The sequence below is a fragment of the Holzapfeliella sp. JNUCC 80 genome, assembly GCF_053667655.1.
In genome coordinates, this window is the sequence record NZ_CM132205.1 from 897,427 (window position 1) to 917,484 (window position 20,058).

Below are 20,058 nucleotides of genomic sequence, written 5' to 3' on the forward strand. Positions count from 1 at the left end.
AACAATTACATTTATAGCCAAAAAACATGATAAAATAACTATTACTAAACTTAAATAAGGAGCTCAATGATGACACTACCAAATTTTGATACATTACTTGCTAAATATGCTGACCTGACGATTGAAACCGGGGTAGCCGTTAAATCTGGTGATACCATTGTTTTGCAAATTGCAACTGACCAAACTAAATTTGCACACTTACTGACTGAAAAAGCATATCAAAAAGGTGCTGCTGAAGTCATTGTAAAGTGGCAAGATGAAACCTTAAATCGCCTTAATTTACTTTATGCTGATGAAAGTCGCTTAGAAACCTTCTCAAAATCACAAGAAGAACAAATTAATGAATGGCTTGATAAAAAAGTTAAACGTATCTCTGTTATTTCAAACAATCCAGATGCCTTAAGCGATGTTGACCAACAACGTTTGGCTAAAATGCAAGGTGCGCTAACTAAGGGAATGCTTCCACTTCGTCGTGCTACGCAAAATAATGATATTAGCTGGACAATTGTAGGCGCTGCTAGTGAAGGATGGGCAAAACACGTGTTCCCTGACGTTTCTGCTTCTGAAGCAGTTGACCAATTGTGGCATGAAATTTTCAAAACCACCCGTATTTACGCTGATGACCCAATTAAAGCATGGGAAGATCACAAAAATACACTTCGCCAAAAATCTGCCATTTTAAATGACAAACAATTTACTGCGCTTCACTACACTAGTGATGTGACAGATATCGAAATTGGGCTACCAAAAAACCATATTTGGCATAGTGCAGGTGCTGTTAATGCTGATGGTGAAGCATTCATGCCGAATATGCCTACAGAAGAAGTTTTTACTTCCCCTGATTTTCGAAAAATTAATGGTGTGATTGCTTCCACAAAACCATTGTCTTACAGTGGCCAACTTATTGAAGGCATCAAAGTCACTTTTAAAGATGGTCAAATTACTGAAATCACAGCCGATAAAGGTCAAGAAACGTTAGAACATCTTATTCAAACAGATGATGGCGCTAAATCATTAGGTGAAGTTGCTTTAGTACCTTATTCTTCACCAATTTCACAATCTCAAATTATCTTTTTCAATACCTTGTTTGACGAAAATGCATCAAACCACGTCGCAATTGGTGCTGCTTATCCATTTACTATCGAAAATGGTACTAAAATGTCCCCCATTGAATTACGTCAAAACGGATTGAATGTGAGTCAAACCCACGTTGATTTCATGGTAGGATCTGATAAAATGAACATTGAAGGTATTTCAACAGATGGCCCACGTTTCCAAATCTTCAAAAATGGTGAATGGGCCTTCTAATGTTGTCTTTTCCTTTACTTCTCATTGCCAGTTTTTTGATTTCATTAGCTGCATTTTGCTATATCTTTGCCTTTGCTACACGAAAACATTTTGATTATGTCAAAATTTTATTTCCGCTAGCAATTGTTTTTACACTTCTAGCAATTATTGCTATCTATTTTTTACTCAAATAAAAAAGCCGCGCGGTTTCCCCCGCACGGCTTTTTTTGATGACCCCGATCAGAATTGAACTGATGACCTACTGCTTAGGAGGCAGTTGCTCTATCCTGCTGAGCTACGAGGCCAATACTTTTTTATTATAACACTTTAAGTAAAAGTTAAAAGTATCAGTTCGCACTTTTGTAGTCATCATTTTCTTTTTTAATATAAGTTGTCCAAATAACCAATGAAATCAAAAAGTTAGTTAATATTAAGACAAGTGAATTCAAATCTAAATTAGTCGCCAAAAAACCATTTAGAAAAGGTGGCACTATACTTGGCAATGCGATTTGAACAGGGTCAATCCACCTTAAAGATAAGGCGCAATAAGTAGTCATCAAACTAATTATCGGCGTAATCATAAATGGTACAAAGTAGCGTTTATTTAAAATAACCGGGATACCAAATAAAGTCGAACTATTTAAATTGAATATACCTGGTGCCAGTGAATATTTTGCTACCCGCCGTCTTTCAGGAATTTTCGAGAAAAATAAAACCCCTAAAACAAAGGCCAATGTACTCCCAACACCACCAATGAACACATAAATATCAAGTGTTGATTTTGTCATTAAATACTGCGGTAGTTGATGATAATTGGCAGCTTCAATATTGAAGTTTTGACTAGTCAGATAAATAAATTCGACAATCGTTATCATCAAGTTATTTCCTTGAAAGTTGAAATAACAATAAAGCTGAATTAATAACAATAGCACTAATACCACAATGAAATTTTGACTCATCATAGCTAAGTTAGCTTGTGCACCACCGAATATCTCTTTTAAAGCTATGTGTAGTGCTTTGGGTGTTTCTCTAAAGTAAATAAACATTAGCGAAAATGTCACCAAAAATGACGTCAAATGACTCAGCTTTTTATAAAACCACGTAAACCTTCCGGGCATAATGCTAAGTTGAAATTGCAATTTAGTCATAAAATTGTAAATGACCACAAAAATCGTGCTCACGAAAAACGCAAAAAACAGATTTTGCGTTGATAAGTTTTGCCAAGTGACTTTAAAATTGAAATTCAAAAAACCACTAGCTAACAAATAAGATGACACACCTATTATTGATCCTAATACAGCATCATTATCATAAAATAAGGCTAGAAAATAGCTCCAAACTAAGATAAACCAAAAGCTATATATTGGCAGCGTTAAAACCCAAATAGCCTGATTAATTGGCCCAAGCCAAAATAAGAAGTCTTTCAAAAATGACAGATGAAAATAGCTCAAAAACACATCTGAAAAATTCTGAAGCAAGATTGTCATTGACCCTAGCAAGGCCACAATCATCAATACATCTAGTGTTTGTTTTAAGGCTAATAGCCATCTCAAGTGCTTTAGGCTATCTACCATTTTAAGACTATATTTGGTTATAAAGTCTAGCTTTTTTTGTGTTGAATTAGTGCTAGGCTTTCTTTCCATGGTAGCCTTTATTTTTTTGTCGACGTTTGCGATTCTTCTTCACTTTTTTCTTTGGTTTTGGATTAGATTGAATCGCTTTTTTGAATTCTTTTTCTGGTTTATCTGTTTTGTTTTGCAATTCTTCACGTGTTTGATTGATATGTGTTTCTTTTTGTTCGTTAGCTTGTGCTTCTCGTTCTTTTTTAGGCTGTGCAAATGGTTTATCTGTCGTTAGGTGATGGCCAACTAGATATATTTTTTGCAATTGATCGCCTAAATTAGCTAGTTTCTTCAAGTCACGAAAATCATGGTTATTCCCCATTGAAATAACTGTTCCTTCTGCATCCATACGGCCTGTTCTTCCCGCTCTGTGAATATAAGACTCTTGTGACTGAGGTAAGTCATAGTTGATAACATATTTTAGATTCTTGATATCCATCCCTCTTGATGCAATATCTGTTGCAAAAATCGCATCAATTTTGCCTTTTTGCAAATCAGAAATAGCACGTTGTCTTTGCATTTTGTTTTCGTTATTTGCTAAAACACCGAATTTCAAGGCACGATGTGACATGGTTTGGGCTACTCTTTCAAGTGAAGCCACACTACTGAAGAAAACAATTGCTGAAAAATCATCAACAGAAGATAGTCGTGTTAAAACGTCTAATCTGTTTTCATTACTTACCTTCAAGAAGCGGTGGTGAATATTGTTTTTTGTAATGTCTGGTCTAACATCTACTAAAATGAAAGCATTACCAAACACTTCTTCTGGATTACGTGTTGTTTCAGAATCTGTCGCACCAAATAATAAAATTTGGGAATCTTCTGGCATATCATCTGAAAATGACCCAATCATATCAATTGAATCAAGCACCAATAGGTCATCGGCTTCATCTAGTACTAACGCATTCGCCTTTTGTGGTTTGACTTTATTTTCAGTTACCATATCAAACAAACGGCCTAAAGTTGCAATAATAATTTCAGGCTTTTTCTTTTTCAAGTTTTCAATTTGGCGTTTACGATTTCCACTACCAACTAGTGCCATTGTTTTAAGTCCCTGTGCTTTAGCAAAAGGTTGCAAGGCATCCCTCACCTGCACGGCTAATTCATTTGTTGGTTCTAAAATAATAATTGCTTGATAATCGCCGGGATTTGTTTTCTCAATTAATGGCAAGCCATAAGCATAAGTCTTCCCAGTTCCTGTAGGTGAAAGCCCCACAACAGAAGCTCCTTCGATAATGGACTGGTAACTTCTACTTTGAATTTCTGTTGTTTCTGTTATGTTTTGTTCTTTTAAAATGTTTTGTATATTTTCACTATAGTTCATAGAATTGATCATCCTAATCTATTAATTTTGTTAAAAATGACGGTTATTATATTTTCTCATATTTTTTGTGATTTGGTAAACGTTCAATGAAATATTATCAATTTTTTATTGATTAATCATCTATCTTCCTATTTTAATTTTCTGTATAATGATTAATTGAAAAAATATTTAAATAAGAAGGTGGAATCGTTAGATGTCTAATAATTTAAAGAAGACCATGAATTTCTCACAAGCCCTCTCAACTGTTATGGGAATTGTGATTGGTGCCGGGGTATTTTTCAAAATATCTAGTGTTGCCAGTTCAACGCAGTCTGCTAGTTTAACTGTTTTTGTGTGGGTTTTAGCCGGGCTATTATCCATTGCCAGCGGATTAACTGTTTCAGAATTAGCAACTGCCCTTCCTGTTACAGGTGGGCCAACAAAGTATATTGAATATACTTACGGTAAGCCTGCAGGATTTCTATTTGGATGGTCACAAATGGCCATTTACTTCCCTGCCAATATTGCCGCTTTAAGTATCATCTTTGGTGAACAATTTGCTAGTCTTTTTGGCATTAGTCAATCACTGATCGTGCCTATTGCACTAATTGTTTCAACATCGATTATGCTACTAAACTTTGTTGGGAATAAAGTCTCCGGTAAATTGCAAAGCATCACAATGATTGCCAAACTTATTCCTATTGTTTTAATTATCGGTTTTGGTTTATTCAAGCCAAGTCCTGTTAATCCTTCATTATTCCCAATCACTTCAGGCGAAGGAACTCCCTTCTTTACTGCACTAAGTGGTGGATTACTAGCCACAATGTTTGCTTATGATGGTTGGATTAATGTTGGTAATATGGCTGGTGAAATGAAGAACCCTAAAAAAGACCTGCCTAAAGCCATTATTTTGGGACTAAGTTTAGTAACCTTAATCTACGTATTGATTAACTATGCATTTGTTTCAGCACTACCAGTCGATCAGTTAGCTGGTAATGGTAATGCCGCTTTTGACAGTTCCCGTTTATTCTTTGGTGAATTTGGTGGTCGTTTAGTAACATTAGGTATTTTAGTTTCAGTGTACGGTACGATTAACGGTTATACAATGACTGGTATTCGTGTTCCTTATACATTGGCTTCAAATGGTAGTTTACCATTTAGTAATACCTTCAAAAAATTAAATAAATCAGGTGCACCTTATGTTTCAGGACTATTCACTTTAGCTATTACATTTCTTATGATTTTCCTAGGTAGCTTCAACTTATTAACAGACATGCTTGTTTTTGTGATTTGGAGCTTTACAACACTACTCTCAATTGGTGTTATCATCCTTAGAAAACGTGAGCCAGAACTTGAACGTCCTTATAAAGTGCTATTCTACCCAGTTATTCCGATTATCTCAATCTTAGGTGGACTGTTCATTGTCGTTTCAACATTAATTACACAATTTGAGTTATCACTAATTGGGATACTCATCACTTTAATTGGACTACCCATTTATTTTTATCAAAAAAGAAAAAATGAAAAGTCTTCTTAATTAAGAAGACTTTTTTTATTGGTTATTTTTAGGAGTTTTTAGTTTATGTCACAAGAAATGAAAAAGAATCTTAAATTCTCACAAGCGCTATCCACCGTTATGGGAATTGTTATTGGATCAGGTATTTTCTTCAAAATTTCATCAATCACACAATTGACACAATCAACTAGCATGACTTTATTTGTTTGGTTTTTTGCTGGAATTTTGTCAATTGCAAGTGGATTAACTGTTGCAGAGTTAGCAACGGCTTTGCCTGTTACAGGTGGTCCCATTAAATACATTGAATATACCTATGGTAAGCCACTGAGCTTTTTGTATGGATGGGCACAAATCTTAATTTATTTTCCTGCATCGATTGCGTCATTAATGCTCGTTTTTTCACAGCAATTAATCGTTTTACTAGGTATCGACAATCACTGGACTATTCCATTTGCGGTTCTTTGTTTAGCTTCTATTGCATTGATTAACTTTATTGGGAACAAAGCTTCAGGAATTCTACAAGTGGTCTCTTTGATTGTTAAATTAATTCCTGTTGCTTTGATTGTAATCGTCGGCTTATTCCATGATCCAAAAATGCCTGTTGAATTGTTCCCTATCACTTCTGGACATGATGTCCCATTCTTTGTTGCTTTAAGTGGTGGTTTGCTTTCAGCAATGTATGCTTATGAAGGCTGGATTAATGTGGGAAATATGGCTGGAGAATTGAAACGTCCTAGCAAGGATTTACCTAAAGCCATTATCTTAGGATTAAGTCTGGTAACAGTTGTTTATTTACTTATCAACTTCGCGTTTTTATCAAGTCTCCCTATCGAACAACTAGCAGGTAATCCAAACGCTGCTTTTGATAGCTCTCGTGTACTGTTTGGTAATCTAGGCGGGCGTTTAGTGACAATTGGTATTTTAGTTTCTGTTTATGGCACAATTAATGGGTTTGTGATGACAGGGATGCGTTTACCTTACACACTTGCTCAAAGCAATCAACTCCCATTTAGTCAGTATTTCAAGAAACTCAACCGCTTTGGTGTTCCGATGATTTCAGGACTACTTATTTGTGGTATTTCTATCCTATTACTATTCTTAGGTAATTTTGACAACTTAACCAACATGTTGGTCTTCGTCATGTGGACCTTTACCACTTTGATTTCGATTGCTGTTTTAATCTTGCGAAAACGTGAACCAGAACTTGAGCGTCCTTACAAGGTGCTGTTCTACCCAGTCATTCCAATCATTTCAATCTTGGGTGGTGGTTTCATCGTGGTTGCAACCCTCATCACACAATTCCAATTATCAATTATTGGTATCTTAGTGACTCTAACAGGTCTTCCTGTTTATTATTACTATCACAAAAAAAATAAAGCTTAGGCAGTTGCCTAGGCTTTATTTTTTTGCACTTCCATAAAGATTGCCATATGGTCTGAAGTTTTTAAGTCTTGGAGCTTAATATTTTTGACACTATATTGGTTTTTAGGGATTAAGACATGATCAATTGGTGTTCTAAAGTATGCTGGTAGTTTAGAAGCTGGCCATGTCCCTCTTTCAAATGCGGGGAGTGCATTTACCCCATCTTCATGTGTTGCAATCGTCGTCAATAATCCATGATTCATATTTGCATTGAAATCGCCAATTAGAATACTGTCAGGATTTTGGTTGGCTAGTTGATTGCTAATCACGTGCAAATCTTTTTGCCAGTAATTCATCAAGTATCCTGGGATAGGTGGTGCAGCATGAAGTCCAATAATGCTTGGAACATTTGCAGTTTGAGATTTCAAATTAACACTTTTAAATGTTGGTTGTGGCACTTCTCTTTGTTGCGTAAATTGAGCAAATGACTTTTTGACGATTGTCGTCACTCCCACTACTCCTGTTGGATGGTCAGAAATGAACACATCATAATGATCATAATTCACATTAGCCGCCTTAAATAGTTGCTTAATGCGCTCATTAGACCCTACTTCTGAAGGTCGCTCATCAAACTCAGGAAGAACCGCTATATCGGTGTTATACTCGCCAAAAATAGTTTGAATATTAGTGGAGTTAAGTTGATTAGCTGAATTGTATTCTACAATTTTGAACGATGGCTGGTTTGAATCAACTGACTGATCATGACTCAAGTGTCCGCCAGTTCCACCTATCACTAAAATACCTGATAGCACCATCATAACTGCCCAAATAAAAAATGGTGGTCTACGATAACCTTTCTTGTAACTAGTCATTCCCATCATAAGTAATGAAAAAATCCCCATCACAACACCAAAAAAGATGGAAAATGCATAAAACTGTGCAAGTCCAAGTTGTGTTGATAAAAACTGATTAAGACTAGATTGTGGAAATAGTGTATAAGTCAACACTATTGCCATGTAAACTATCGCAATCAGTAGCAATAAAACATGATATTTCTTTAATATCTTCATTTGTTCTCCTCCAAGAGATTTCTAGTTGAGCATTAAGCGTATCATGATTGTGACTATTACTTTCACTATTACAGTTAATTTAACTGATTTTTAAATAAAAAGCACCCAGACTATTGCAATATAGCCTAGGTATTTTAAATTGAATTTAGTTTTTCTCAAGCACTGTCACACATTCCACATGTTGTGTCATTGGGAACATATCAACAGGTTGAATTGTTTTAGTTGTATAACCGTAGTCTTCGAATTCTTTAATATCACGCATCAAAGTAGCTGGATTACATGAAATGTAAATCACTTTACGAGGTGCAATTTTTGCAGTTGATTGAATGAATTCACTTGTCACACCTTTTCTTGGTGGATCAGCAATCACAACTGTTGCTTTTTTACCTTCTTCTGCCCAATGATTCATATATTCTTCTGACTTGCCTAAGAAGAATTCAGAGTTAGTAATGTGGTTTAAGGTTGCGTTGTTCTTGGCATCATCAACAGCAGATTTCACCACTTCAACCCCTGTCACGCTCTTCACTTCTTTGGCAACAGAAAGACCAATTGTTCCAATACCTGAATAAGTATCTAGCACTTCGTCATCTTCATTTAATTGGGCCATTTCAACCGCTTTTTGGTAAAGTGTTGGCGTTTGGCTTGAGTTAATTTGGAAGAATGATTGTGGTGAAATCATAAAGGTTTGATCACCAATTTTATCTGTAATGTATGAATTCCCCGCTAATAAACGGTTCTTTTTACCCATAATAACGTTTGTTTTTTGTGGGTTATGATTCAAATAAACACTTTTCACTTCTTCTAACTGTTCAATTGCATCTGCAATTTCAGGTAGGTGTTTGAATTTTTTGTCTAAGCAAACTAAAATCACCATGATTTCGCCAGTAAAGTAACCACGACGAACAATAATATTCTTCACTTGACCACGATGATTGCGTTCATCATACCCTGTAACATCGTATTGGCGTAGAATTTCACGAACACCTTTAATTGTGTTGTCGATTTTTGGATCTTGAATTAAGAAGTCTTCCATCACGACTAAATCATGAGAACGTTTTCTGAAAAATCCAACTTCAAGTTGACCATTAACTTGGCGAACAGGAACTTGCGCTTTATTACGGTAGCCTAATTCATTAGGTGATGCAATAGTATCCAAAACATCGATATCTAATTTATTCTTTTCAACTAATGTTTTAACTTGTTTAGTTTTGAATTCAAGTTGTTTGTCATAAGTTAAGTGTGCAAGAGGTGCAATCCCTGTCTGTGCCCACTTATTTGAAGACATTTCAACACGGTCTGGGCTTTTGGTTTCAATTGATACGGTTTTTGCAAAACCAAAACCTTTCTTCAATTTTAAAATTTTGGCAGTAACAACTTCACCTGGCAAAGCATTATCCACGAACAAGGTCATGCCTTCATCAGTATGAGCAACTCCCATCCCTTCGTAACTTAAATCAGTGATGGTCAATTGTATTTCTTGGTTCTTATTTAACATATTATCTCCTAGGCTCTAAAAAACTGTACCCAATAGTTTAGGTACAGTTTTTTTAGTACATTTAAAAATTAACATAAAACTCGATATGTTGCGTCAAATTCTCAAATGATAATGGAAAAGCTGTTCCTTTTTCACCATCAATATTAACGTCATTTCCATGACTATTTTGATCAAGTAGTTCAACTTCGAGCGTCTTTGTTTTGACAAAAATAACATCATCATCATCAAGATGTTTCCGATTTTTGACAGCCAACTTAATCAATCGAAACAATCGTGTCAATTGCGTTGGCTTTACAATTAGCAGGCCAAAGTATCCATCTGAAAATTCAGGAACAGGTAATACCTTTTCAAATCCACCAATTGAATTGGTCAATCCTAATAAGAATAAAACGGTGTCCCCCTCATAAACGCCTGTGTCATAGGTCAGGCGCATTTTTCGAGACTGTAAACCTGCTAATAGTTTAATAGCTTTTAGCAAGTAGGCACTATATCCAAAAACGGATTTTTGTTGCCAAGTCGGTGCGTAAGTTACTTCTGTCACATGCCCACCGCCGGCGTTATTCACAAAGTATTGGCTATGGTTACTTGAGTAAGCACGGCCAATATCTAACTTTTGTATTTGTCCTTTCAAAACAACTTCAGCTGCTGCTTTGAAATTATTTCTTGGGATATGCAATGCTCTTGCAAAGTCATTGGCTGTTCCTGCTGGAATCACGGCCACTTTAGGTCGCGTTTCTAATGGTGCAATCCCATTAATCACTTGATCAAGTGTGCCGTCTCCTCCAGCCGAAACGATTAAATCAAATCCTGCTTTTGCGACACGAATTGCTTCGTTTTTAGCCGAATCTACTTCTGCCGTTGTTTGAAACGAACTCGCTTCAAATCCCGCTTTTTCAAGCACATCTAAAATATCAACAACGCTTTTCGTAACAGGATAATGTCCAGAAGTCGGGTTATAAATCAATCTGGCTTTTGGCACTCAAATCGCCTACCCTTACTTCTTGTCTAATTCTTCTAGCAAAATCTTATTCACAACTTTAGGGTTCGCTTGACCTCTAGTTGCTTTCATAATTTGACCCACTAAGAATCCGATTGCACGGTCTTTACCATTCTTGTAGTCTTCAATAGATTGTTCATTGTTATCCAAGATATCATTGATTAATGGCACTAGAACTGCTGGATCAGATTGTTGAACAAGTCCTTTTTCTTCAACCCAAGCCTTTGGTTCTGTTCCGTTTTTAATTGTTTCTTGGAAAACTTTTTTCGCAATTTTTGAAGAAATTGTCCCATCTTTGATTAATTTAATCATTGTGGCTAAGTTTTCAGGTGTTAGGTTTGATTCTAACAAGTCAATTTTGTTGGTGTTCAAGTAAGCATTTACTTCACCCATTAACCAGTTAGAAGCTAGTTTTGCATCCCCACCATTTTCAACTGTTTCATTAAAGAAGTCAGACATTTCTTTAGTTTGGGTCAAAATATTAGCATCATATTCAGGAATACCTAGTTCAGAAACATAACGTTTACGACGAACATCTGGCATTTCTGGAATTTGTGATCTAATTTCCTCAACCCATGAATCAGCCACATGGAATCCTGGAATATCAGGTTCTGGGAAGTAACGGTAATCGTCTTTTCCTTCTTTCACACGTAGTAAGTAAGTTTGACCTGTTGTTTCGTCAAAACGACGTGTTTCAGGTTTGATTTCGCCACCTGCAAGTAAAATTTCAGCTTGACGTTTTTCTTCATAAGCAAGACCTAAACGAACGTGGTTAAATGAGTTTAAGTTTTTAAGCTCAGCTTTTTCACCTAGTTCTTCTTGACCAATTGGACGTAGTGAAATGTTAGTATCCACACGCATTGATCCTTCTTCCATCTTAACGTCTGAAGCGCCTGTAAATTGAACGATTTGACGTAGTTTTTCAAGGTAAGCTTGTGCTTCATCTGGTGTTGCAATATCAGGTTTTGACACAATTTCAATCAATGGTGTTCCCTGACGGTTCAAGTCAACAGATGAATAGCCATCTGTACCGTGAGTATTCTTACCAGCATCTTCTTCAACGTGCATTTCTTCTAAGCGAATTTTTTTAGTATACCCATTCACTTCAATTTCGATATAACCACCAGTAGCTAATGGAAATTCTGATTGTGTGATTTGGTAAGCTTTAGGATTATCTGGGTAGAAGTAGTTCTTACGGTCAAAGTGTGTGTAAGGTGACACATTAGCGTGCATAGCTGAAGCAACCATAATACCTAGACGGTAAGCTTCTTTATTCACAGTTGGCAATACACCAGGATAACCAAAATCAATTACGTTAGTGTTTGTATTTGGTTCTGCTCCGTATTGTACTGGACTTGGACTGAACATTTTAGTGTTTGTTTTTAATTCAACGTGGACCTCAAGTCCAATAGTTGTTTCAAAATTCATTATTTGTCCTCCATTTCACTAGGAACTTTTTCATAGAATTTACTGTAATCTTCGTAGAAGCTTGCAGCATTAAAGATTGCTTCTTCATCAAAGCGTTGTGCCATGATTTGAAGACCAACAGGCATGTTATCTGAAGCAAGTCCTGCAGGGATACTTGCGGCTGGAATTCCAGCCATGTTTGCTGAGATTGTTAGAATATCGTTAGCATACATTGTCATTGGATCATCATTCTTAGCATCGATACCAAAAGCAGTTGTTGGTGCAGTTGGTCCCATTACTAAGTCATATTTTTCAAATAGACGGTCAAAGTCTTGTTTGATTAATGTTCTCAATTGAGCAGCTTTTTTGAAGTAAGCATCGTATGTTCCGGCTGAAAGTGAGAATGTACCCAGCATAATACGACGTTTAACTTCGTCTCCGAATCCTTCAGAACGTGTTTTGACATAAACATCAGCTAAGCTCTTCACATCACTTGCACGGAATCCATAACGAATACCATCAAAACGTTGTAAGTTTGATGAAGCTTCACTAGAAGCAATCAAGTAGTAAGTTGGAATCACATATTTAGTATGTGGCAAGCTAACTTCTTCAACGATTGCACCGTTTTCTTCGTAAACTTTAATTGCTTCATTAACCACGCGTTTAACTTCGTCAGAAACACCGATTTCAAAGTATTCCTTAGGAACAGCAATTTTTAGACCTTTAACATCTTTGTTAAGTGCTTTAGTGAAATCAGGAACTTCACGCATTGAACTTGTTGAATCGCGTTCATCATGGCCACTAATTGCATTTAGAACGTAAGCAGCATCTTTAACACGTTTTGTCATTACACCGATTTGATCTAAACTTGAAGAAAAGGCAATTAATCCCCAACGTGACACACGGCCGTAAGTTGGTTTAATTCCAAAAATACCAGTGAAAGCACTAGGTTGGCGAATTGAACCACCAGTATCTGAACCAAGTGCAGCAATAACTTGGCCACTAGCTACGGCTGTTGCTGAACCACCTGAAGAACCACCAGGAACTTTAGTTTGGTCCCAAGGATTCTTTGAAACACCAAAGTATGATGTTTCAGTAGATGAACCCATTGCAAACTCATCCAAGTTTGGTTTACCAATGATAACAGCTTTTTGGTCTTTTAGTTTTGAAACAACTGTTGCATCATAAACCGATACAAAGTTTTCAAGCATACGACTAGCTGCTGTTGTTTTCATTTCTGTTGTTACAATATTATCTTTAACAGCGATTGGAATTCCTGCCAAAGGGGTATCAAATTCTGTGATAGCTTCAGCTTCTTTTGGTGCATTTTCGTTCAATGAAATAAAAGAATTGAATTTATCATCTGTTTTTTTGATGTTATCTAGTGTGTTAGTTGCAAGTTCTTTAGCTGACAATTTTTGATCAACTAAGTCTTGGTGTAATTGATCAATTGATTCGTTTAAATAATTCATTATTGATTGTCATCCTCCTTGTCAATAATTGAAGGCACTCTGATTAAGCCGTCTTTTGTTTCAGGTACGTTTTTAAGTAATTCTTCACGTGTTTGCATTTTTTCAACTTCATCATTTCTGAAGACATTTTCTTCATCAACAATTAAGTTAGTTGGCACAACATCTGTTGTATCCACTTCTTGCAATTGTCCAGCCATGGCGATAATTTCGTCCATTTGGGGTGTGAACATTTCTAGCTCTTCTTCGCTAAATTTTAATCTTGAAAGCGCCGCAACGTGCGCAATTTCTTCTTTAGAAATCATTGAATACCTCCGCTAATTTTCATTACTAAATACATGACTATAGAAATTATAATTGCTACTGTCTCGAATTACTACCGATTGAACCTCACCAACAGCCTGCACTTTAATTTCAATCGGCACATTTTTAGGTAAATATTTTTCAGCACTATTAGAAATTAACTTAGTAAAACTATTAATCTGCTGATAACCATAAAACTGTGTATTCACAGTTATAGTCATTGAGTTAAGTTTACCATTTTCATAGTTACTTTTGGCAATAACCCCACTTAAGTTAGGGAAATAACCTTGCACAATAGACTTGAAGTTTTGGAAAGCTTCAAGATCTGAACTGTTAATGGCTTTTTCAGAGCTTGAAACAATTGGAAAAACTTGTGTTTGATTATCAATTGTTTGCCAATTGTTAACTGAGCTACTATCACCATTAACCGTTGTTGTGGCAAAATATGAACCACCAGTCAAACTATCAACACTTGGACGAGAATACAAGGCAATTACAATTGGAATGTTCTTAAGATCTTCTTTTTGTCGCAAGCGTTCGATAATTTTTTGAGCCATTTCTTTCCCATGTTTTTCTTGATCTTCACGAGAAATTTTTGTGCTATAAGTTGCCCCATCTTTTTCTTTTTGATAGTAGTCAACAGAATTCATCGCAAGCGTTAGACTAATGCCTTGAACACTATAATTATTACCCGAACCTGTCAGATAGTTTTGTTCAAGTAGTTGCTCTAAGTAAACAGGTGTCCGCTTATCTGCATCTGTTTCAGAATTTGCAGTTGGATTTAACCCATCTGGATTGTCCTTTTCGTCATAACGACCTAACCAATTATAGGCTTCACTTTGAGTGATTTGTTGGCCTTCTTGAAAGACGTACTTTTCAGTTGAGAAAGCTTGTTTTGAAATTTGAACCAATCCCGATTCCATTCCTGTAACATCAACTGAATTGAGCATTGTTGCTGTTGCACCACGAGAAGGACTAGATTTGTAGCGTCCATCTTGGAGCAACACATTATACGTGTTATCATTGGTCGTTCCTGTGATTTGGAACGTATTTTGTACTTGAGCAGAATTATTATTCGCCAAGTTGGAATTTTGCAGATTGCCACAACCTGTCAAAACAATCATTAAAATTATGAGCTGTATAAGATATGCGATTTTCTTCAAAATACAGCCTCCTACTCTTGTAAATTAGCAATCAAGGTTGCTTCATCCATCACTTCAACACCCAAGTCTATTGCTTTAGTGTATTTTGATCCGGCATTTTCACCATAAATCAATAAATCAGTGTTTTTTGAAACAGAAGAGGTCACATTAGCACCATAAGACTGCAAAAGCGTTGCTAATTCTTTACGTTTATAGTGAGAAAGTGTTCCTGTTATCACGATTGTTTTTTGATTGAAGAACTCATTATCACTTGCCGGTGCTTCTGGCTTAAGATAAGTCATATTGACACCTGACTCTTTTAGCTCTTCAATCAGTTTTTGTGCTTGATCTTGTTTGAAATACAATGTAATCGCATCTGCAATCACTTGACCGACCGTATCAATTTGTTGCAAGTCTTCAGAAGTAGCTTGCATCAAGTTGTCGATATTATCATATTTTTCACAAATAATCTGAGCAACCCTTGCACCAACATTGCGAATACCTAATCCAAAGAGCAATTTCTCAAGAGAATTATTGCGACTTTGGTTGATTGATTCAACTAAATTGTGCGCTGATTTTTCACCAAATTTATCTAGAACTAGTAAGTCATCTTCTTTAAGCTGATAAAGTCCTGCAACATCTTTGATAAGTTTTTTCTCAAATAATTGTTTGATAATTCGAGGGCCAAGTCCCGTAATATCCATTGCGTTACGTGACGCAAAGTGCGTAAGTTTTTCAGTAATTTGCGCTTCACACATTGGATTAACACACCTTAAAGCCACTTCATCATTCAAGTTAACCAAAGCTGCACCGCAAGATGGACAATGCGTTGGTACTTGATAAGGCTGTGAATTTGCATCCCTGTCTTCTTTCACAACTCGCGAAATTTCAGGAATAATATCGCCAGCTTTATGAATGAATACGGTATCTAACACTCTCACATCTTTTTGGTGGAGTAAAGTTGGATTATGCAAAGTTGCTTTTGAAACAGTTGTACCTGCTAATTGCACAGGATCCATAATGGCAGTCGGAGTCACAACACCTGTTCTTCCTACTGTCCATTGAATATCTCGCACAACCGTTTTCGATTCTTCAGGTGCAAACTTATAAGCAATTTGCCATCTTGGCACTTTAACAGTGTTTCCAAGTTGTCGTTGATAATCAAAACGGTTAACTTTAACAACCACACCATCAATACCATAAGGTAAACTATCACGCTTTTGTTCGTATTCTTCAACGAACTTTAAGACATCATTGATCGACTGTACTTCAATCGAATCGGGATTAGTACTTAATCCAAGTTCTGTCATTTTTTTAAGTGCGTCTACTTGTGTGGTCACTGCTTCATCAGTGGCTACCCAGTGATATAAGAACGTGCTCAAATTACGACTTTTGGTAACAGCTGGATCAAGTTGTCGTAGTGAACCTGCTGCTGCATTTCTTGGATTGGCAAAAATTTGTTGCCCTTCTTGTTCGCGCTTCTTGTTCAAATCAGCAAACGCTTTCTTAGGCATGTAACATTCACCACGAAATTCCATTGATAATGGTTCAGGTAATGTTTTGGGAACATCGGCAATAGTTTTGACATTGTCAGTAACATTTTCACCAATCAATCCATCTCCACGTGTTGAAGCTTGAACTAATTTACCCTCTTCATAAACAATGGAAAGCGCTAACCCGTCAATTTTTAGTTCGACATTATAAGTGACATCATCAATTTGTAATTGCTTTTTGACACGTTTATCGAACTCAACGAGTTCATCCATAGAAAAAACGTCACTCATCGAAAGCATTGGCGGATTGTGTTCAATCTTTTCAAGTTTAGTTGAAGCAGATGCACCGACTCTTTGCGTAATCGAATCTTGTGAGGTGAGTTCTGGAAAACGCTTTTCAATATCTTGTAGACGGTGATAACTTTGATCATAGATATAATCTTCAACAGATGGATTATCTTCGTCATAATATTCTTGTGCCCATTGATCGAGCTTTTCACGTAACTGAACAACTTCTTCTTGTGCTTGTTGACGTGTTAGTTCAGATACTGGATGTTCAATTGTCATTATGTCATCCCTTTTTTATTTCTTCGTAATTGGTGCAAATTCAGCAAGTAAACGTTTTACACCTTGGCTTTCAAATGCGATATCTAATTCGGTGTCAGCGCCTTTACCTGTAATTTTAACAACCGTTCCTTCACCCCAAGCTTTGTGCGCAACTTTATCGCCCACTTGCCAAGGTTGTTTTTCAGCTCCAACAGCCCCTTTACTCTTTGGTGCAACGTGGCTGTGGTAAACTGGTGAATACGCTTTTCGGTGATAGTCCTTAAGTGGATTATCAGGTTGTTCTTGCACTTTTGGTTCGATTTTTTCAAGATGGTCGAATGAAATTTCTTGCACAAAACGTGATGGCATATTAGATTGACGTCTACCATAAAGTAAACGAGAATGTGCATTAGTTAAATAAAGTTGTTCTCTAGCACGTGTCACCCCAACATAAGCCAAACGACGTTCTTCCTCAAGTGAATCTTCATCGCCAAGACTTCTTGAAGATGGGAATAATCCTTCTTCCATTCCCACTAAAAAGACTACGGGGAATTCTAACCCTTTAGCAGCGTGAAGTGTCATTAATGTCACAACGTCTTCATCTTCTTCGCCTTCATCTTGGTCTGATAGTAGTGAAACATCAGCTAAGAAGTCAGTTAAACGAGATTGTTCAGTTTGAGTTTCATCATAACTTTCATCGAATTTATTAGTTACTGACAAGAATTCATCGATATTTTCAAGTCTGGTTTGTGATTCTAGTGTGTTTTGTTCCTTCAGGTCTTGTGTATAACCACTTTGATGTAGCACTTTTTCAACAATTGATGTAATAGAATGATTGTCATGATAATCTATGAAGTCTTGCATCATGATTGAGAAAGCTTGCATTGCTTTTTGTGCTTTACTACCGATAGATGATAGTGCAACATTTTTAGCTGCTTCAAGCAAGGTCCAGTTATTTTCTGTCGCAAAGTCATTCAACTTAGCTAGTGTTCCCGGACCGATTCCACGTTTTGGCGTATTAATAATACGGTTCAAACTCATTGTGTCGCTTGGATTATCAATTAATCTTAAATAAGCGAGTAAATCTTTAATTTCTTTACGATCATAGAACTTATGTCCACCGACAATTTTGTAAGGAATTGATGATTTCAAAAATCCCTCTTCAATCGTTCTTGATTGTGCATTTGTTCGGTATAAAATCGCATAATCACTATAATGACGTTTTTGAGATTCAACGCCCTCATTAATATTTTCTACAATAAATAATGATTCATCTAAATCGTTTTGTGCACGATAATACTTCACTTTTTCACCATCACCTTGGTCAGTCCATAGGTTCTTAGGTTTACGGTTATTATTATTTTCAATCACGCTGTTAGCTGCATTTAGAATATGCGATGTACTACGATAATTTTGTTCAAGTAAAATTGTTTTAGTATTTGCGTAATCTTGCTCAAAATTCATAATATTTTCCATGTTAGCACCACGCCAACCGTAAATACTTTGGTCAGAATCTCCAACGACACAAATATTTTGACATTTGGCACTCAATAATTTAACAATTTGGTACTGAGCTTCGTTAGTATCTTGGTATTCATCAACGTGAACATATTGGAACTTTTCTTGATAAAAATGTAATGTTTCAGGTGAAATTTTGAACAATTCAATTGTCTTCATAATCAAGTCATCAAAGTCCATTGCTTGATTATTAAATAAAGTTTTTTGGTATTGGTCATATACTTCTGAAACCACTTTTGCAAAACTATTATTAACCGTTTCTGCAAATTTTTCAGGTGTTAACAAGTCATTTTTAGCGTTACTGATTGTCCCTAAGATTGCTTTTGGATTATACAATTTAGGATCATAGTTGCGTTCTTTTAGGATTTGCTTCACTAAAGTTTGTTGTTCTGCAGGATCTGAAATTGTAAATGATGTGGTGTAATTAATCTTAGGTGCTTCTGTTCTCAAAATACGAACACATAAGGCATGGAATGTTGAAATCCAGATGCTTTGGCCTTTTGACCCCAACAAGTCCAAAACACGTTCTTTCATTTCTCGAGCTGCCTTATTCGTAAAGGTGATAGCTAAGATATGAGAAGGATTGATATTTTTTTCATCAACTAAATATGCAATCCGACGTGTTAGTACACTTGTTTTACCACTACCGGCTCCAGCCATTACGAGCAAAGGACCTTCTGTATGTTGGACAGCTTCTTTTTGCTTGTCATTTAGTCCAGTTAAAATATCATTTTGATTCACAATTTTGCCTACTCTCATCTTGTATTTATAACGTTGCTAATACATACCAGTATAGCAAAAATCAATTATTAAATGTAGTTTTTATCACACAAAAAAAGATCACAGCCTAAAAGCTTGTGACCTTTTTTTAATTTATTCTTCGCCTAAAAAGTGAACTTTTCCACCTTCAAAAGATGAAATACGTGCAAGTGATTCCACTTGGTAACCTTGTTCATCTAACATTTTGCGACCTTTTTGGAAGCTCTTTTCAACAGAAATTCCAATTCCTGCTACTGTTGCTTCTGCTTGGTTAACTATGTCTAATAAACCTTCAACTGCTTGTCCGTTAGCCAAGAAGTCGTCGATAATTAGGACATGGTCATCAGCTGATAAGAAATCACGTGAAATAACAATTTCATTTGATGTTTGATGTGTGTATGAGAACACTGTTGCTGAGTACATGTTATCGTTCAATGTTACTGATTTTTGTTTTCTACCAAAAACAACAGGAACGTTGAAGTTATAACCAACCATAATAGCTGGTGCAATTCCTGAAGCTTCAACTGTCAGAATCTTTGTCACTTTCTTTTCTTTAAAGCGTTCGTAAAATTCATCAGCCATTTGCTTCATCAAAACAGGGTCTAATTGTTGTTTTAAGAATGAATCAACTTCTAAAACATCATCCCCGATAACTTTTCCATCTTTAAGTAATCTATCTTTTAAAATTTTCAATGTTATTTCCTACCTTTTGAAGATCTATCTTATAAACTAAGTCTAACACAACACGAATAATAACACCACGACCGGT

15 protein-coding genes and 1 tRNA gene are annotated in these 20,058 nt (G+C 36.1%); 3 read left to right on the forward strand and 13 right to left on the reverse strand.

Annotated features, from left to right (window positions below; all coding sequences use genetic code 11):
• Nucleotides 1–69 precede the first annotated feature (69 nt).
• On the forward strand, nt 70–1,308 hold the full coding sequence (locus JNUCC80_RS04530; protein WP_454152714.1) for an aminopeptidase: 1,239 nt from the start codon (nt 70–72) through the stop codon (nt 1,306–1,308).
• Between the two features lie 210 nt (nt 1,309–1,518).
• Here the strand turns inward: JNUCC80_RS04530 and JNUCC80_RS04535 are convergent.
• The 3 genes from JNUCC80_RS04535 to JNUCC80_RS04545 form a co-directional block, all read right to left on the reverse strand.
• Nucleotides 1,519–1,592: transfer RNA gene (locus JNUCC80_RS04535), tRNA-Arg, on the reverse strand.
• A gap of 42 nt (nt 1,593–1,634) precedes the next feature.
• Nucleotides 1,635–2,930: a PTS transporter subunit EIIC gene (locus JNUCC80_RS04540; protein WP_454152715.1), complete on the reverse strand. Its 1,296-nt coding sequence runs from the start codon at nt 2,928–2,930 to the stop codon at nt 1,635–1,637.
• Entirely contained in the window at nt 2,914–4,233 is a 1,320-nt protein-coding gene (locus tag JNUCC80_RS04545) for a DEAD/DEAH box helicase (RefSeq protein WP_454152716.1), read from the reverse strand. Before JNUCC80_RS04545 ends, JNUCC80_RS04540 begins: the two co-directional genes overlap by 17 nt.
• A gap of 193 nt (nt 4,234–4,426) precedes the next feature.
• Between JNUCC80_RS04545 and JNUCC80_RS04550 the strand changes: the two genes are divergently transcribed.
• On the forward strand, nt 4,427–5,749 hold the full coding sequence (locus JNUCC80_RS04550; RefSeq protein ID WP_454152717.1) for an APC family permease: 1,323 nt from the start codon (nt 4,427–4,429) through the stop codon (nt 5,747–5,749).
• A gap of 45 nt (nt 5,750–5,794) precedes the next feature.
• Nucleotides 5,795–7,111, forward strand: a complete 1,317-nt coding sequence (locus JNUCC80_RS04555) for an APC family permease (protein ID WP_454152718.1) — start codon at nt 5,795–5,797, stop codon at nt 7,109–7,111.
• Between the two features lie 8 nt (nt 7,112–7,119).
• Here the strand turns inward: JNUCC80_RS04555 and JNUCC80_RS04560 are convergent, their stop codons facing one another.
• From JNUCC80_RS04560 to JNUCC80_RS04605, 10 genes are all read right to left on the reverse strand, one after another.
• On the reverse strand, nt 7,120–8,160 hold the full coding sequence (locus JNUCC80_RS04560; protein ID WP_454152719.1) for an endonuclease/exonuclease/phosphatase family protein: 1,041 nt from the start codon (nt 8,158–8,160) through the stop codon (nt 7,120–7,122).
• Nucleotides 8,161–8,305: 145 nt separating this feature from the next.
• Complete coding sequence (gene rlmD / locus JNUCC80_RS04565; RefSeq protein WP_454152720.1) at nt 8,306–9,655, reverse strand: 23S rRNA (uracil(1939)-C(5))-methyltransferase RlmD; 1,350 nt, start codon at nt 9,653–9,655, stop codon at nt 8,306–8,308.
• Nucleotides 9,656–9,716: 61 nt separating this feature from the next.
• Complete coding sequence (locus JNUCC80_RS04570; protein ID WP_454152721.1) at nt 9,717–10,634, reverse strand: diacylglycerol kinase; 918 nt, start codon at nt 10,632–10,634, stop codon at nt 9,717–9,719.
• Nucleotides 10,635–10,649: 15 nt separating this feature from the next.
• The gene (gene gatB / locus JNUCC80_RS04575) at nt 10,650–12,080 is read right to left on the reverse strand and encodes an Asp-tRNA(Asn)/Glu-tRNA(Gln) amidotransferase subunit GatB (protein ID WP_454152722.1); all 1,431 of its coding nucleotides are present in this window, start codon (nt 12,078–12,080) and stop codon (nt 10,650–10,652) included.
• Complete coding sequence (gene gatA, locus JNUCC80_RS04580) at nt 12,080–13,531, reverse strand: Asp-tRNA(Asn)/Glu-tRNA(Gln) amidotransferase subunit GatA (RefSeq protein ID WP_454144111.1); 1,452 nt, start codon at nt 13,529–13,531, stop codon at nt 12,080–12,082. The genes gatB and gatA overlap by 1 nt, the downstream gene beginning before the upstream one ends.
• The gene (gene gatC, locus JNUCC80_RS04585) at nt 13,531–13,833 is read right to left on the reverse strand and encodes an Asp-tRNA(Asn)/Glu-tRNA(Gln) amidotransferase subunit GatC (protein ID WP_339970207.1); all 303 of its coding nucleotides are present in this window, start codon (nt 13,831–13,833) and stop codon (nt 13,531–13,533) included. The genes gatA and gatC overlap by 1 nt, the downstream gene beginning before the upstream one ends.
• Nucleotides 13,834–13,845: 12 nt before the next feature.
• The gene (locus JNUCC80_RS04590) at nt 13,846–14,994 is read right to left on the reverse strand and encodes a CamS family sex pheromone protein (RefSeq protein WP_454152723.1); all 1,149 of its coding nucleotides are present in this window, start codon (nt 14,992–14,994) and stop codon (nt 13,846–13,848) included.
• A gap of 11 nt (nt 14,995–15,005) precedes the next feature.
• Entirely contained in the window at nt 15,006–17,033 is a 2,028-nt protein-coding gene (gene ligA, locus JNUCC80_RS04595) for an NAD-dependent DNA ligase LigA (RefSeq protein WP_454152724.1), read from the reverse strand.
• A gap of 15 nt (nt 17,034–17,048) precedes the next feature.
• Entirely contained in the window at nt 17,049–19,271 is a 2,223-nt protein-coding gene (gene pcrA / locus JNUCC80_RS04600; RefSeq protein ID WP_454152725.1) for a DNA helicase PcrA, read from the reverse strand.
• A 132-nt stretch (nt 19,272–19,403) separates the two neighbouring features.
• Complete coding sequence (locus JNUCC80_RS04605; protein WP_454144103.1) at nt 19,404–19,982, reverse strand: xanthine phosphoribosyltransferase; 579 nt, start codon at nt 19,980–19,982, stop codon at nt 19,404–19,406.
• Between the last annotated feature and the right edge of the window lie 76 nt (nt 19,983–20,058).

Bases quoted from the DNA above. Each gene is read 5' to 3' on its own strand.
- JNUCC80_RS04530 (WP_454152714.1), top strand. From the start codon at position 70: ATGACACTACCAAATTTTGATACATTACTTGCTAAATATGCTGACCTG.
- ligA (WP_454152724.1), bottom strand. From the start codon at position 17,033: ATGACAATTGAACATCCAGTATCTGAACTAACACGTCAACAAGCACAA.
- JNUCC80_RS04550 (WP_454152717.1), top strand. From the start codon at position 4,427: ATGTCTAATAATTTAAAGAAGACCATGAATTTCTCACAAGCCCTCTCA.
- JNUCC80_RS04560 (WP_454152719.1), bottom strand. From the start codon at position 8,160: ATGAAGATATTAAAGAAATATCATGTTTTATTGCTACTGATTGCGATA.
- gatA (WP_454144111.1), bottom strand. From the start codon at position 13,531: ATGAATTATTTAAACGAATCAATTGATCAATTACACCAAGACTTAGTT.
- rlmD (WP_454152720.1), bottom strand. From the start codon at position 9,655: ATGTTAAATAAGAACCAAGAAATACAATTGACCATCACTGATTTAAGT.
- gatB (WP_454152722.1), bottom strand. From the start codon at position 12,080: ATGAATTTTGAAACAACTATTGGACTTGAGGTCCACGTTGAATTAAAA.
- JNUCC80_RS04545 (WP_454152716.1), bottom strand. From the start codon at position 4,233: ATGAACTATAGTGAAAATATACAAAACATTTTAAAAGAACAAAACATA.
- gatC (WP_339970207.1), bottom strand. From the start codon at position 13,833: ATGATTTCTAAAGAAGAAATTGCGCACGTTGCGGCGCTTTCAAGATTA.
- JNUCC80_RS04540 (WP_454152715.1), bottom strand. From the start codon at position 2,930: ATGGAAAGAAAGCCTAGCACTAATTCAACACAAAAAAAGCTAGACTTT.
- JNUCC80_RS04555 (WP_454152718.1), top strand. From the start codon at position 5,795: ATGTCACAAGAAATGAAAAAGAATCTTAAATTCTCACAAGCGCTATCC.